Origin of the sequence: Actinopolymorpha singaporensis, from assembly GCF_900104745.1 — a bacterium.
GTDB lineage: Bacteria > Actinomycetota > Actinomycetes > Propionibacteriales > Actinopolymorphaceae > Actinopolymorpha > Actinopolymorpha singaporensis.
This window is the reverse complement of sequence record NZ_LT629732.1, coordinates 1,872,126-1,887,021: the sequence shown is the minus strand read 5'-3', so window position 1 is coordinate 1,887,021 and position 14,896 is coordinate 1,872,126. Positions and strand designations below refer to the sequence as shown.

Below are 14,896 nucleotides of genomic sequence, written 5' to 3'. Positions count from 1 at the left end.
CCGGTTGACAAGTAAGCCGTTGACAAGTACCCGTTGACGGGCGGCGGCCGACAGGTCCGACAGGCACGGGCCGGGCTCAGCCGTCGCCGCCCCAGCGCTCGGCCAGCCGGTGGTAGGTCGTCGGCGCCAGCGAGCGCACGGCCACCGGAACGCGCAGCCAGGCGGGTACGACGACCTCGGCCTGGTCGCGTTCGACGGCCCGCACCAGCACGGCCGCCACCCGCTCCGGCGGGATCGGACGCGGGAAGCGCCGGGCATAGGGCGCGCCACGGCGGACGAAGAAGTCGGTGTCGACCACCCCCGGGACCACCGTGCTCACCCCGACTCCCGCGGCCGCGACCTCGGCCCGCAAGCTGGCTGCGAACACGTGCAAGCCCGCCTTGACAGCGGCGTACGCGGACTCCCCGGCGACACCGAGCACCGCGGCGATGGAGGACACGAAGACCAGGTGGCCGCAGCCCCGGGCGGTCATCGCCGGTAGCACGGCCCGGGTGAGCAGCACCGGCGTACGGAGGTTGACCGTGAGCAGCCGGTCCAGGTCGGCGCCGTCCACGTCCGCCGCCGGGCCGACGGCACCGACGCCGGCGTTGTTGACCAGCAGGTCGGGTGCCTCGTCCGGGTCCGCCAGCCGGGCCGCCAGAGCCGCGACGTCGCCGGCGTCGGCGAGGTCGGCGACCAGCACCTCCCCGCCGGTGGACCGGGCCACCGCGGCGAGCCGGTCAGGGTCACGGCCGACGAGCAGCAACCGGCAGTCGGCGGCGGCCAGCCGCTCGGCCACGGCGCGCCCGATCCCGCCGGACGCGCCGGTCACCACCGCGAACCGCTGGGCGACCCGCACTCACACCTCGGGCGGGACGTCGGTCTCGCGGTAGACGCGCCGCTCGGCGGTGGTCTGCCGGCCGTTCTCGATGACCTGCCGCTCGCTGATCGAGGCCGCGCGACGCCGCTTGTTCCACAGCGTCAGCGTGATGGCCAGGATGGTCGCACCGGTCAGCATGAACACCCAGCCCACGACGTCCAGGCTCAGCCAGTCCGGCTGGGCCTTCACGGCGAAGGCAAGGATCGCCCCGAATGCGATGAGAAAAATGCCCGCGCCGATACTCATGTCGGAACCTCCGTCGACGTCGCGTACCCCCTTATTCAACTACTTTCCGGCGGCCGACTCCGGAACCCGCCCATCTTGGGCGCGTGCGGGGTACCGGAGTCGGCCAGCGGTGCCGGGGGAGGCCGGCAACTGCCGGCAGTTACGGCAGCCGGCCGCCGGTGACTCCGAGGATCTGCCCGCTGACGAAGCTCGACTCCTGGGAGGCCAGGAACACGAACGCAGGCGCGAGTTCGGCCGGTTGACCGGGCCGGCCCAGCGGTGCGTCCGAACCGAACGACGCCGCCTTCTCCGCGGGCATCGACGCCGGAATGATCGGCGTCCACACCGGCCCGGGCGCCACGGAGTTGACCCGGATGCCGCGCTCGGCGAGCTCCTCCGCGAGGCCCTTGGTGAACGTCACGATGGCGCCCTTGGTGGTGGCGTACGGCAACAGGGCGGGGGTGGGCTGGTAGGCCTGGATCGAGGAGGTGTTGATGATGGTGCCGCCCTCGGGAATGGAAGGCAGCACCGCCTGGGTCAGCCAGAACATCGCCAGAATGTTGGTGCGGAAGGTGTGCTCCAGCAGGTCCGACGGGATCTTGTCGAAGCTGTCGAAGCTCATCTGGTACGCCGCGTTGTTGACCAGGATGTCGACCTGGCCGAACTCCTTCACCACCTGGTCGGCCAGCCGGCGGCAGTTGCCCTCGTCGCTCAGGTCGGTCGCGAAGCGCAGCGCCTTGCGGCCGGCCTCCTCCACGACCCGGGCGGTCTCGGCCGCGTCGGACTCCTCGGCCTCGAGGTAGGCGATCGCCACGTCGGCACCCTCGCGGGCGAAGGCCAGGGCGACGGCCCGGCCGATGCCGGAGTCGCCTCCGGTGATCAGGGCCTTCTTGCCCTCCAGCCGGCCGAGCCCGCGGTAGGTGTCGTAGCCGTAGTCGGGCTTGGGCTCCATCTCCGAGTCCAGGCCGGGGTGCTCCTGGGTCTGCCCGGGGAACTCCGGGCGCGGGTGCTGGTGCTGCGGGTCCTGCTGGGCCGCCTGCTCTGGTTGGTCGCGCTGTGTCATGGATCTCCCAGCTCGTGCGCATCTGGTGGGCGGGCCCCCGGTCGTCGCCCTGCCCGCTCGTGTCCGGGACTTACCCCGTAAATGCCTCCTGTCACGTACGGGAACGACCCGCCCGACGCTCCGTTTCGCGCCGCGGTCACCGGCCGGCCGTCTCGGGCAATCCGCTCAGGTCCGGTGTGCGGTTTGCCTGCCGCCGGACCGGGACGCAGGCTGGCAGTGAGGGTGCCTGCCGCGTACCGGACACGTGAGGAGAGTTCCGTGAACGCGAAGACCACCAGTGAGGTTTCGGGGAAGGACGTCGCGAAGGTCCTGCAACCGGTTCTGGTCGACCTCGTGGGCCTGGCCCAGAACGGCAAGCAGCTGCACTGGCACGTGCGGGGCCGCTACTTCCTGCCCGTCCACGAACGGCTGGACGTCGTGATCGACGACGCCCGCGAGTTTGCCGACACAGTCGCCGAACGCCTGGTCGCGCTGGACGTAGCCGCCGACGGGCGGCCGGCGACAGTGGCGACGACCACCAACCTGCCGGAGGTGGCGCCCGGCTTCACCAGCGACGACAAGGTCGTCGGCGCCGTCGTCGACCAGCTCGACGCCACGATCGCGCGGGCGCGCACAGCGATGGAGGCCCTGGAGACGACGGACCCGGTGAGCCAGGACATCGTGATCGAGGCCCTGCGGGCGCTGGAGAAGCACCGCTGGATGTTCGCTGCCCAGCTCGGCTGAACCCGGCGGCGCTCGCCTCGCCCCCGCTCACTTGGCCTCCGACCAGCGGGCGACCACGCTGACGTCGGCGACGAAGCGGACGGAGCTGCCGGACGCCCAGAACGCCGCCGTCGACTCCAGGGCGCTCGTCACCAGCGCGGTGGCCGGGTCGGCGTGCTCGGCGGGCACGTGCAACAGCAGCTCGTCGTGCAGGCACAGCACGATCCGGCCGCCGAACGGACGCAGGCCGGTGCGCACCGCCGCCGCCCACGCCTTGAAGAACTCCGCCGCCGCGCCCTGGAGGACGGCGTTGCGGGCGAACCTGCCGTGACCATGGCGCCGGGCCTGGGCCGAAGCCGGCCGCGAGCCCGGCGGTGCGTCCGCCGCGCGCGGGTCCACGTCGTCGCCGTCGTCACCTTCACCCTCGCCACTCTCGCCAGGACGGAGCCGGATCAGGCGGCCGCCGTGCGTACGGATGTCCCGGCCGACCAGGCCGGCCTCTTCGGCCGCCCGGAGGTAACCGATCGCCCGCGGGTAGGCGCGTTCCATCCGCCGCAGGGCCGCGCCTGCCGTGCCGGAGGTCTGGCCGTACATCGCGGCCAGGACGGCGACCTTCGCAGTCGGCCGGTCGCAGTGCAGTTGGGCCGCGACCGGGGCGTACAGGTCGTCGGCGCGCGCAGCCCGGGCCAGCGCGGCGTCCCCGGAGACCACAGCCAGCACCCGGGGCTCGATCTGGCCCAGGTCGGCGCGGACCAGCACGTGGCCCGGCTCGGCGGCGACCGCCACCCGCAGGCCGGCGGGGAGGTTGTGCAGCCCGGCGCCCGCGGTCATCCGGCCGGCCGCGCCGTCGGAGGCCGCCCAGGCTCCGCGCAGCCGGCCGTCGCCCCCGACGTGCCGGTCGAGCCAGCCGTAGCCGTAGGTCGTGGCGATGCGCTCGGCCTTGCGCCAGTCGAGGAACGCGGCCACGCCCGGGTGGGAGTCGCGGAAGGGCTCCAGCCGCCAGGAGCGGGTGTCGGGGACGTGCAGCCCGATCCGGCCCAGCAACTCGCGTACGTGCACGGGATTGCGCAGGTCGACGCGCGCCCCGGCCTCCTCGGCCGGGCCGGAACGGAAGAGGTCGACCACCGCGGCGTCCCGGCCGGCCCGGGCGGTTGCCTCGGCGGCGGGTGTGGCGGGGCGCGGCCCGACGAAGGCCGAGATGTACTGCTCGGCCGCGTCGCGGTCGAGGGGAAGTCCGTCGTGCTCGAGCTCCATGGCCAGCAGGGCGGCGGCGGACTCGGCGTACGCGGTGAGGACGGACAGCGGGAGCGCCCGGGGAGTGGCCCGCGGATCGGGTAACGCGCGCAGGCCGGTGTCCTGGGCGGCACGGACCCGCAGTGCGAGCGCCGCCCACCTGGCCGCCCGGTCGAGGACGCCGCCGGCAGGCCCGGTCACGGGGTCGGCGAGCCAGTCCTGGCCGGCCACGTCGGGCCGCAGTTGGCCCTCGTGGGTGAAGAAGTCGGTGGACCCTGCATCGGCGCCGGCATCGGATCCGGCACCAGGGTGGGAAGCGGGGTGGGCGGCGGGCTCGGCCCAGTCGAGCGACCAGTCGAGCAGGGTCACCTCCTGGCGCGGCGGGGGCGGCTCGGGCAGGCCGGTGGCCGCGGCCCACACCGCGGCCGGGTCGTCGCGCCGTCCGCCGAACAGCACCCGATGGGCGGCGGCGAGGTCCCAGCAGGCGCGGACCCGGACGTCGGCGGCGAGCAGCTCGCCGGCGGTGGTGCGGGCGTCCCACCAGACCCACCTAGGCCGTAGCTCCCGGTCGAGGTCGGCGACCAACCGGGGCGGATCGGCGCAGGGGACGGCCCAGCGATTGCCGTCGACGGCGAGTCCGACACCCAGGCCGCGGACCACGACCAGTGCGAGGCAGCGACCGGGCGTGGCTTCCACCAGGTGAGCAAGCTCGGCGGTCGACCACGGCTCCATGCTGATCATCCTGCCCGTGCCCACCGACAGGCCTGCCGGACACGGCCGCCGCCGTCGTCGCCGACCGGTCGTCGAGGGTCCTCACCGGACCGGAATTCCCCGCAGATATTCCCGCAATCCGGACAGCGAGCTTGGCAGACGTCCGGTGGATCCCGCAAACTGCCCAAGGTCGGCCACGGGGGCCGAACCGGCAACACAACGCAAAAGCACCATCGCACCACGGCTCCCGGAAGGCTTCAGACGCCGGCAGATCTGCCGGCGTCCACCGTTCGTCGCGTGATCTTCCTTTGCCCCGCGCACCCCCGCCTGCTCGGCGGAGTCGGGTGTGCGGGCGCCGCCTGCCCGCGTCCTGAGGACGTGCCGTGAACGCGCCGCCACTGACGAAGGAGATCGCTCGATGCCGCCCAGACCGCCGCGACGCAGGTCAGCCCGACACCGCTCCGACGCCCCCAGCAGCCTCCGCCGTCCCGACGACTCCCGTACCCTCCGCCGGCCACTCCTCGCCCTCGCCGTCGTCGCCGGTGTGCTCGCCCTCACCGCGGGTGCCGTGACCCCGTGGATCCTCGCCCGCCAGGCCGGGCAACTCGACGACTCCGCCGCCAAGGTCACGGCGTACGACTCGGTGAGCAAGCAGGTCGACACCGCCCGCGAACGCGTCGAGCGTGAGCGCGCCTCCCGCTCGCAGACCCGGGTGGCACCGCCGGCAACCCCGACCGCCACGGCACCCACGCCGAAGGCGACGAAGAAGGCCACGCCGAAGCCGACCCCGAAGGTCACGAAGAAGGCCACGCCGAAGCCGGAGCCCACCAGGAAGGCCGCGCCGAAGCCGGAGCCGAAGCCCACCAGGAAGGCGGTCACCAGGAAGCCGGTCGTCAAGAAGCCGGCGCGTTCCAGCGACGGCCGTCCCGACTTCGCGCTGCCGGCCCGGTGCGGCACCAGGCTGCGGTTCACGACGTACACCGGCCACGCCCCGGACGACATGAAGATCGACTTCTTCAACGAGAGCGGACCGACCGACGGCATGGTCGTGGTGGCCTCCGCCGCCGGCACCGTGGTCAAGCTCTCCGAGCCGGGCGGAGTGAAGATCGACCACGGCAACGGGTGGTACACCCTGTCCCTGCACCTGCAGGAGCGCGACGTCTCCGTCGGCCAGAAGGTCGGCCAGGGCCAGCGGATCGGCCTGGCCGGCGCGGTCGGCACCGGCGTCGCCCACCTGCACTACGAGCAGATCTACGACGGCAACCACGACGGCTGGGCCGACACCCCCGGCGAGATCGTGCACTCGCGCCTGCAGGGCGTGCTGTACTCCGTGCAGCCCGACAGCGACGAGCCGGTGGTGGCGAGCACCAACTCCTGCTGAGGTTCCGGCCGGCACACCCTAAGCTCGGGCCTGGAAGCGATGCCAAGCAGAACCGAGCGGGAGAAGTCGCCGGAACGATCCGGCCGACGCCTCGAGACGGAGTGAGCGCGCGTGCGGCCCCTGGGCACAGCCGACCCCACCCGGGTCGGCGCCTACTCCCTGCGTGGCCGCCTGGGCGGCGGCGCGATGGGCACCGTCTACCTCGGCACCTCTCCGGGCGGCCGGGCGGTCGCGGTGAAGGTCGCCCGCACCGACCTGGCCGACGACCCGGAGTTTCGGGAGCGGTTCCGGCGCGAGGTGGCGATGGCGCGGTCGGTCGGTGGCTTCTGGACCGCCGGCGTCGTCGACGCCGACCCGGAGGCGCCCCAGCCGTGGCTGGCCACGGAGTACGTCGTGGGTCCCACCCTCCAGCAGGCGGTGTCGGAGTACGGCCCGCTGCCCGCGCCCGCCGTACGCCGACTGGCGGCCGGGCTGACCGAGGCGCTGCAGGCGATCCACGCGGCCGGGCTGGTCCACCGCGACCTCAAGCCGTCCAACGTGCTGCTCGCCGCGGACGGCCCCCGGGTGATCGACTTCGGCATCTCCCAGGCGCTGGAGGGAGTACGGCTCACCGCGACGGGTGAGTTCCTCGGCACGCCAGGCTTCCTGGCGCCCGAACAGATCAGCGGTGCCGCCGTCGGCCCGGCCACCGACCTGTTCGCGCTCGGCGCCGTGCTCGTCTTCGCCGCGACCGGGCGGGGACCGTTCGGTACCGGACCGACCGACGCGCTGATGTACCGCGCGATGCACGACGAGCCCACTCTCGACGGTCTTCCTCCCGAACTCGTCGACGTGGTGCGGGCCTGCCTGGACCGCGATCCAGCCCGCCGGCCGACGCCCGGACAGGTGCTGGACCGCATCGGTGGCATCGACCCACCGGGCCCGGACGGGGCGGACTGGCTGCCGGCGCCGGTCCGGACGCTGGTTCAGCAGTACGCCACCAACCTGCACACCACCCCTGCCGCGGAGGTGCCGGCCGCCGAGCCGCCGGCGCCGGCCATCGGCGGCGGCACGGTGCGCTTCCGTACCAACCGGCTGCCCGGGCTGATCGTCGCGGCCTGCCAGATCGTCGTCGGGCTCGCGCTGGTCACCTGGGCCGGGCAGGCGTCCGACGCCGATCCGGTCGTGCGGGTGGTCGCCGTGGTCGCCTTCGTCGTGTTGTTCGTCCTGGCCCTCAGGCATCTGGTCCGGTCCGCCCGGCGGGGGTTCGCGCTGGAGGTGAGCCGGCAGGGCCTGGTGGCGGCGAAGGGACGGCGGCGCTGGCAGATCCCGTGGGAGACCGTCGCGCGGGTGCGGGTGGTCGGCGACCGCGCCGAGCCCTGGGTGGTGGTGTGGCTGGTGGACGGCTGGACGCCTCCGCGCAAGCTCGCCGGCCGGGTGTTCCGCGGGTACCACGGCGGCTATCGCCTCTACCCCGTCGGCCACCAGGACGGTCGCCGTTCGCGCGCCCGGGAGATCGACGAGGTGCGGTCGGCCCTGGCCTGGCACGCCCGGCGCGCCTTCGACTCCAGCGTCTGACGCCGCGCGACCAACCCCGCGCGGTCAGCCGCCGTCGGACAGGTCGTGTCTCGGGTCGTACGCCGCGATCCAGTAGTACCCGCCGTCCGGCTCGTAGTCGTAGATCAGCGCGGTCGACCCGGCCGGTAGCTCCTCCTCGCCGTTCTGGCGGACCTGGATCCGCGTCGCCGACCCGTCCGGCCCGGGCGCGTCGGCCGTACCGACGTATCTGTCGACCCGGACCGAACTGGTGGTGCACAGCTGCCCGAGGAGCGCGCGGTGGGCGGCGAACGGGTCGGGTTGCTCGGTTCGGCGCGGGCGAAGGCGGACCAGCCAACCGGGCGATCCCGCCGGCACGACGGCGACCAACAGCACGACGAGAAGCACGACGGCGACCAGCGCGACGGCGAGCGCGGCGTACGCGTTCATCGGTCCGTCCTCCCCCGCCACCGCGTGCCGCACGTCCTGGGCATGGGTGGCGGACGGACTATACCGCGCCGGCGATCATGTCCTCGGCGAGCATCCGGACGACCGCCCGGGCAGCCGCCCGGCCGGCCCGGTTGGCTCCGACGGTGCTCGCGGACGGGCCGTACCCCACCAGGTGCAGGCGCGGCTGCGCGACGACCCGGGTGCCGTCCATCCGGATGCCGCCACCGGGTTCGCGCAGTCGCAGCGGGGCGAGGTGGCCGAGGTCGGGGCGGAAACCGGTCGCCCACACGATCGCGTCCGCCGGCACGAACCGCCCGCCGGACCACAGCACGCCGCCGGGCAGGATCCGGTCGAACATCGGCAGCCGGGTCAAGGCACCCTTGCGCAAGGCCTCCTTGACGACGGTGGTGTACGCCAGTCCGGTGACGCCGACCACACTCTGCGGCGGCAGCCCGGCGCGGACGCGTTCCTCCACCCGCGCCACGGCGGCCCGCCCGTCCTCGCGGGTGAAGCTGTCGCGGAATATCGGCGGACGACGGGTCACCCAGGTGGTCGCGGCGGCCACGTCCGCGATCTCGGACAGGACCTGCGCGGCGGAGTTGCCACCGCCCACCACGACCACGCGGCGGCCGGCGAACTCCGCCGGGCCGCGGTAGCCGGCCGAGTGCAGTTGCCGTCCGGCGAAGTCGGCGGCGCCCGGGTAGGCCGGCCAGTAGGGCCGCCGCCAGGTTCCGGTCGCGTTGATCACCGCGCGGGCCACCCACTCCCGGCCGCCCGCACCGACCAGGAGCCGGTCGCCGTACGCGCGCACGCTGTCCACCCGGACCGGGCGCAGCACGGGCAGGTCGTGGTGACGTTCGTACGCGGCGAAGTAGCCGGCCACCACCTCGGCCACCGGCCCGGTGTCGTCGGCGCCGGTGGCGGCGTCGGTGTCGGCGGGACGGAACCGGCTGCCCGGCAGGTCGAAGATGCCGTGCACCTTGGCCATGGTGAGTGTGGGCGGCCGATGCCGCCAGGCACCGCCGGGCATCGGGTCGGCGTCCAGCACGACGAACCCGGTGCCGGGCGCCAGCCCCTCGCGTCGCAGGTGATAGGCGCTGGACAGGCCTGCCTGTCCGGCGCCGATCACCACCACGTCGACCTCGTGCCGGGCGGTCGTCTCGTCCGAGCTGTCCACGCCCTGTCCAACCGGCGAAGCGGCCGAAGCCTTCCCGCCCGCCGTTTCGTCAGGCGGTCGCGGCTTCTTCGTGCTCGGCGTCAACGGGCGCCGTCGAGAAGATCGATCGGACGTGGTCCGGCCACGACTCCCAGGTGGCCGCGGGCACCCGCAGCGAGCGTGCCCGCCAGGACAGCCAGGCACGCTGGTAGACGACGGCGAGCATGGAGCGGGCCTCGCCGGACTCGTTGGGTACGCCGCGGTGCCACAGCCGCAGGTCGCGGATCACCACCGCGCCGGCCGGAACGTCCATCCGGGCCGACGCCAGCGACTGCGCCCTGGTGGTGAGGTCGACGTCGGCGTCCTCGGCCGAGTCCACGATCAGGTGCGAGGCCGGCCAGACCTCGGTGCTGCCGTTCTCCCGGGTGAAGTCGCACAGTGGGATGTTGACGACGACGGCCGTCGTGGGGGTGGGTACGCCGAGGTCGGTGCCGAAGACCGGGCCGGCGTCACGGTGCACCCGTTGGTAGGTCGAACCCGGGAACGCGGTGTTCGAGTTGTAGTACGAGCAGTGGAAGCCGTCCCCGAGGATGCCGGTCAGCACCCGCACGACCAGCGGATGCGCAACCGTCTCCACGTCGGAGAACGGCGACACCAGCGGCATTTGCATCTGCACGTGCCTGCGGCCGTCGGTGGGCTGCACCCGATCCGAGGTGTCGTGCCCGAGCTCGGCTCGCAGGAGTTCGTCGTACGCCGAACGCAGGGCTGCCACCCGTGCCGCGTCGAACACGTCGGGCAGCACCAGCATGCCGGAGTCACGGAAGGTGCGCAGCGCCGTCGCGAGGGCAGGCCCAGAGCCGGCATCGTCCTGCAGGTCCACGAGGCCGTCCTCCCGGATCGTCGTCAGCACAACGCGTGAAACGTAGGAGCGCGGCGTTTGGGAAATCAAGGAAACCCGTACCTGCGCGGCCGACTCTGGACACCCGCCCGGCCCGCTGATCACGACCCGCTCACACCCCGCGGCGAACCGTCGTCACGACCCGTCGGGATTCGCGAACGACATCTCCGGCCAACGCGGCGAGGGCCGGTCGAACAACGTCGTCGGCCGGCCGCGCAGCCAGCGGTCGAAGTACGCCGCGACGTAGGCCCGCTGGACCTGCACCGAGCGGCGAGGTGTGATGGTGCCGATGTCCTCGACCACGGTGCCGTCGGGCAGGTCGAGCGGCCCGGCCGCCTGGGCGACCAGCGTCTGCGCGTCGGCGTAGGAGTGGTGCCGGGACCCCAGCAACGTCAACCGCCGCTTCCAGCCCCGGTCGTTGGCCAGGAACGCCCGCCAGGACGGTCCGGTGTCGTTGTGCGGCGTGTCGCTGCCGAGCAGCAGGAACGGCCGGTCGATCCCGTCGGTGACCGCGGGCGGCAGGTCGCCGGCCGGGTCCATCGGGTTCAATCCGAGGTTGCCGTCGAAGTTCGCCCCCGCCCGGATCCGCTGGTCGGCGGCCATCGCCAGCAGGGCTGCCAGGCCGCCCGCGGACTTGCCGTACATCCCGACGCGGGTCAGGTCCAGCGTCCCCGCCGGCCCGTGCGGAAGCGCCTCCGGCCGGGCGAGCTCGTCGAGGACGAAGCGCACGTCGGCGACGCGTACCGCCATCACCTTGTGCACCCAGGTGCGCGGGTCCGGCGCGGGCGGGAGCATCGTCGCCACCGTGCCGTCCGGGAACTCCACCGCGGGCGACTCGTAGGTGTGGTCGACGCACACCACGACGTAGCCACGGCTTGCGAGGTCCGCGGCCTGCGCGGTGGCGAACGTGCGGGGTTCGCCGAGGCCCGGCGAGTACACCAGGACCGGGCGGCGGCCGCGGGCGGCCGGGACGTCCTGCCGGACGTGGGTGTGGACACGTTCCCAGTCGATGGTGCCGGCCGGCAGTCCCAGTCCCAGCAGGTTGTTCGCCGTGTCGTCGAACGCCGCCGCCTCGCCGGGCAACATGTACGCCAGCGGTGGTCGGCGACCTGTGCCGTGACGGTGCGCCGGATCGGCCGGGTAGAAGACCGTCACCATCAGCGCGCGCCTGGCGTCGGTGTCGTGCCACGGATCGGCGCGGCGGGAGTCCACCAGGCACAGCCGGCTCGCTCCCACCGGGTGCGGCCCGGAGGGTTCGGGCAGCCGCAACGGCAACCACGGACGGGGACGCTGCCGGCGCCGGGGAGTGGCGGTGTCGGCAGCGGCAGGTCGTACGCCGGCCGGCCCGAGCGTCCCGGCCAGTCCGGCGAGCAGCGGAGCGGCGAGGATCGACCGCCGGGCGAGGGTTCTGTGTTCGGACGTTGAACGCGAAGCTGTCATGCACCGACGCTACGAAAGTCCTTCCCGGCAGGGCGTCCCCCCACGGAGCCAGCTTCGGCGTCATACCGCGGAGCCGGCGACCAGCCGGCGATACCGACCTGATATGGCCGAGAAGGCCGCTGTCATTGACACTTCATCACCCCGTCATTTAGCGTCCCGATCACGTCTTCGCCCCCGGTGCGTCGTGCCCGCCGGCGAACCGTGTCCACGCACCGAACTCAGCAGTGCCATGCATCGAACGCAGCACCGCAACACGTTCCGGAACCACAGCTTCGACACGCATTGAGATGTGAAGTCACCACACGCAGTTTCCAGACCTCGTGGGCGAGGCGGTGAGCATGCGTACGGCCGTCTTCCCGCGCTCCGTACCGATGTGTCCTCCTTCCGCCCCCAGGTCGCTCGACCTTGCTGACAGCTGGGCTGATCGCTGGAGGTACGCATGTCTCCCATGTCGCCGGACGGTTCGCGACGGGACTTCCTGAAGCTCACCGGACTCGCCACGTCCGGTCTGGTCCTCGCCGCCGCCTGTGGCACCCCAGAGGCGCCGCCCGGACCGCAACCCTCGCAGACTTCCTCCCGGCCGGTCCCGCGCGGCAAGGCGAAGTCGGTGCCCCGGGAGAGGACCCTGATGCTGGCCAACGGCGACGGGTCCGACGTCGGCATCTGCAACCCGTACGCCTCCGGCTTCAACCACCAGCGCGGGCTGGCGGCGATGTTCGAGCCGCTCTACTTCTACTCGGCGTTCACCGGCGAGACGATCCCGTGGCTGGCGGACGGCCAGCCGACGTACACCTCCGACAACACCAAGGTCACCATCAAGACGCGCAAGGACGCCTCCTGGAGTGACGGAAAGCCCTTCACCGCGGGCGACGTGGCGTTCACGCTGATGATGCTGAAGGACAAGAAGAACACCGCGATGCAGTACTCCGCGGACATGCGGGAGTGGGTGAAGAGCGCCCGCGCGGTCGACGACAACACCGTCGAGATCAGCTTCACCAAGCCCGCGCCGAGGTTCGTCTTCGACTACCTGTACATGAAGAACGACCTGGGCATCTTCCTCGTACCCGAGCACATCTTCTCCCAGCAGAAGAAGCAGGCGGAGTTCCTCTTCTACGACCCGGCGAAGAAGTGGCCGGTCGTCACCGGCCCCTACCAGATGGTCGACTGGACCAACCAGCGCCGGCTGCTGGACCGGCGCGACGACTGGTGGGCGGTCAAGGCCCAGATCGCCGAGCAGCCAGGGCCCGAGCGCGTCATCGTCGTTCCGTTCACCGACCCGACCAACACCGCGCAGCGGCTGATCAACAATGAGCTGGACTCCTCCCTCGACCTGCGGCCGCCGGTGATCAAGCAGGTGGTGAAGGAGAACCCGAAGATCGTCACCTGGACCGGGCGTTCCGCGCCCTACGGCTACATCGACTGGTGGCCGCAGTCGCTGTTCTTCAACTGCGCGGTTCCGCCGTACAACGACCCGGACGTGCGGCGGGCGGTCAACCACGCCATCGACCGCGACCAGTTGGTGGCGGTCGGATACGAGGGCGCCGGCACGATCTCGCAGCTGCCGTTCCCGAACTTCCCGCCGCTGCAGAAGTACTTCGACGCACTGCAGCCCACCCTGAAGCGCTACCCGACCAACGCCCACGACCCGGCGAAGACCGAGCAGATCATGACCAGCAAGGGGTTCACCAAGGACAACCAGAACCTCTGGGTGGACAAGTCCGGCAAGCGGCTGGACGCCACGATCTACGGCCTGCAGGACCTCACCACCGACTACGGTCCCATCCTCGCCGAGCAGTTGCGGGCCGCCGGGTTCAACGCCTCCCACCAGGCGCCCTCGGACAGCTACACCCGGATCGCGGACGGCTCGGCGAAGCTGTTCCTCTTCGGATTCGCCGGTGCCATCGCCGACCCATACCCGTCGCTGGAACTCATGCACTCCCGGCACGTGTCGAAGGTCGGCGTGCAGGGCGACGTCAGCAGCCGTTGGAAGAACGCTGAGTACGACAAGATCGTGGAGCGGATGAGCGGTCTGCCGGTCGGCGACCCGGGCGAACTCCCGCTGTTCCTGCAGGCAATGGAGATCTACCTGAAGAACCTTCCGCACACGCCGATCGTGCAGTGGCTGCACCGGATCCCGTTCAACACGACGTACTGGACCGGCTGGCCGTCGAAGTCCGACCCGTACCTGCCGGGGGCGTTCTGGTTCAAGACGCTTCCGCTGGAGCTCAGCCACCTCAAGTCCGCGAAGGGGTGAGCCGGTGTCGTGGCGATACCTCGTTCGCCGCATCCTGTTGCTGTTGCTGGTGATGTGGACCGCGGCGACGATCAACTTCTTCATCCCCAAGCTCAGCCCGCGCGACCCGATCAAGGAACGCCTGCAGCTCGCCGCGACCCAGGGTGGGCGCAACCAGACCGGTCTGCAGGCGATGGCCGACGCGTACGCCCATCAGTACGGCCTGGACCAGCCACTGTGGAAGCAGTATCTCCATGCCCTGCTGAAGGTGGTGCAGTTCGACTACGGCTACTCGATCTCGCAGTACCCGCGGACGGTCAACTCCGTCATCGGTGACGCCCTGCCGTGGACGATCTGCCTCGGCCTGGTGTCGATCCTGATCGCGTTCGTCGTCGGCACGGTGCTGGGCGCGGCGCTCGGCTGGCCGCGTTCGCCCGGCTGGCTGCGGGCCCTGGTGCCGGTGAGCATGCTCACCAGCGCGGTGCCGGCGTTCGTGCTCGGCTTCCTGCTGATCTACCTGTTCGCGTTCCGGTTGAAGGTGTTCCCGCTGGCCGGGGCGTACTCCCAGACGGCCGACCCGGGCTGGAGCCTGAGTTTCGTCGGCGACGTCATCGACCACGCGTTCCTGCCCGCCTTGGCGCTTGTGTTGTTCCAACTCGGCGGGCAGGCACTGCAGATGCGCGGACTGATGGTGATGACCGTGGGCGAGGACTACATCACCTTCGCCGACGCGAAGGGGCTGCGGCCGCGCCGGGTGTTCCTGCGGTACGCCGTTCGCAACGCGTTGCTGCCTCAGGTGACCGGCCTGGTGATGTCACTCGGCACGTTCATCTTCTCCACCGTGCTGGTGGAGACGTTGTTCGCCTATCCGGGGCTCGGCGGCCTGATCAACTCCGCCATCCAGGTGCTCGACTACAACCTGCTGTACGGAATCACCATGATCCTGGTCTTCGCCGTGTGCATCGCCACCCTGGCGGTCGACCTGATCTATCCGCTGCTCGATCCCCGCATCCGCTACGACCGGAGGTGA

At 71.8% G+C, this 14,896-nt stretch carries 13 protein-coding genes; 5 read left to right on the top strand and 8 right to left on the bottom strand.

The window, feature by feature from the left end:
* Positions 1-76 precede the first annotated feature (76 nt).
* The 3 genes from BLU27_RS08570 to BLU27_RS08560 all read right to left on the bottom strand — a co-directional run bounded on the left by BLU27_RS08570 (position 77) and on the right by BLU27_RS08560 (position 2,147).
* The gene (locus BLU27_RS08570) at positions 77-838 is read right to left on the bottom strand and encodes an SDR family NAD(P)-dependent oxidoreductase (RefSeq protein ID WP_092652206.1); all 762 of its coding nucleotides are present in this window, start codon (positions 836-838) and stop codon (positions 77-79) included.
* A complete protein-coding gene (locus tag BLU27_RS08565) occupies positions 839-1,105 on the bottom strand; it encodes a DUF6458 family protein (RefSeq protein ID WP_092652204.1) in 267 nt (88 codons plus the stop codon).
* Positions 1,106-1,244: 139 nt separating this feature from the next.
* Positions 1,245-2,147 (bottom strand): SDR family oxidoreductase, encoded by a 903-nt coding sequence (locus BLU27_RS08560; protein ID WP_092652202.1) that lies wholly within the window; start codon positions 2,145-2,147, stop codon positions 1,245-1,247.
* 258 nt (positions 2,148-2,405) lie between these two features.
* Here BLU27_RS08560 and BLU27_RS08555 point away from each other — a divergent pair, with 258 nt between their 5' ends.
* The gene (locus BLU27_RS08555) at positions 2,406-2,870 is read left to right on the top strand and encodes a Dps family protein (RefSeq protein ID WP_241827857.1); all 465 of its coding nucleotides are present in this window, start codon (positions 2,406-2,408) and stop codon (positions 2,868-2,870) included.
* Between the two features lie 27 nt (positions 2,871-2,897).
* Here the strand turns inward: BLU27_RS08555 and BLU27_RS08550 are convergent, their stop codons facing one another.
* On the bottom strand, positions 2,898-4,814 hold the full coding sequence (locus tag BLU27_RS08550; RefSeq protein WP_241827856.1) for a DNA polymerase: 1,917 nt from the start codon (positions 4,812-4,814) through the stop codon (positions 2,898-2,900).
* A gap of 397 nt (positions 4,815-5,211) precedes the next feature.
* Between BLU27_RS08550 and BLU27_RS28890 the strand changes: the two genes are divergently transcribed.
* Both BLU27_RS28890 and BLU27_RS08535 read left to right on the top strand, forming a co-directional pair.
* Entirely contained in the window at positions 5,212-6,174 is a 963-nt protein-coding gene (locus tag BLU27_RS28890) for a M23 family metallopeptidase (RefSeq protein ID WP_157728340.1), read from the top strand.
* A gap of 111 nt (positions 6,175-6,285) precedes the next feature.
* Positions 6,286-7,731: a serine/threonine-protein kinase gene (locus tag BLU27_RS08535; RefSeq protein WP_092652194.1), complete on the top strand. Its 1,446-nt coding sequence runs from the start codon at positions 6,286-6,288 to the stop codon at positions 7,729-7,731.
* Between the two features lie 24 nt (positions 7,732-7,755).
* Here the strand turns inward: BLU27_RS08535 and BLU27_RS08530 are convergent, their stop codons facing one another.
* From BLU27_RS08530 to BLU27_RS08515, 4 genes are all read right to left on the bottom strand, one after another.
* Entirely contained in the window at positions 7,756-8,139 is a 384-nt protein-coding gene (locus BLU27_RS08530; RefSeq protein WP_092652192.1) for a hypothetical protein, read from the bottom strand.
* A gap of 58 nt (positions 8,140-8,197) precedes the next feature.
* Positions 8,198-9,316, bottom strand: coding sequence for an NAD(P)-binding domain-containing protein (locus BLU27_RS08525; RefSeq protein ID WP_092652190.1), 1,119 nt, complete (start codon positions 9,314-9,316; stop codon positions 8,198-8,200).
* Positions 9,317-9,365: 49 nt separating this feature from the next.
* On the bottom strand, positions 9,366-10,205 hold the full coding sequence (locus tag BLU27_RS08520; protein WP_092652188.1) for a phytanoyl-CoA dioxygenase family protein: 840 nt from the start codon (positions 10,203-10,205) through the stop codon (positions 9,366-9,368).
* Between the two features lie 123 nt (positions 10,206-10,328).
* Positions 10,329-11,633, bottom strand: a complete 1,305-nt coding sequence (locus tag BLU27_RS08515; protein ID WP_092652186.1) for an alpha/beta hydrolase family protein — start codon at positions 11,631-11,633, stop codon at positions 10,329-10,331.
* A 439-nt stretch (positions 11,634-12,072) separates the two neighbouring features.
* Between BLU27_RS08515 and BLU27_RS08510 the strand changes: the two genes are divergently transcribed.
* The gene (locus BLU27_RS08510) at positions 12,073-13,887 is read left to right on the top strand and encodes an ABC transporter substrate-binding protein (RefSeq protein ID WP_092652184.1); all 1,815 of its coding nucleotides are present in this window, start codon (positions 12,073-12,075) and stop codon (positions 13,885-13,887) included.
* Between the two features lie 4 nt (positions 13,888-13,891).
* Positions 13,892-14,896 (top strand): ABC transporter permease, encoded by a 1,005-nt coding sequence (locus tag BLU27_RS08505; RefSeq protein WP_092652182.1) that lies wholly within the window; start codon positions 13,892-13,894, stop codon positions 14,894-14,896.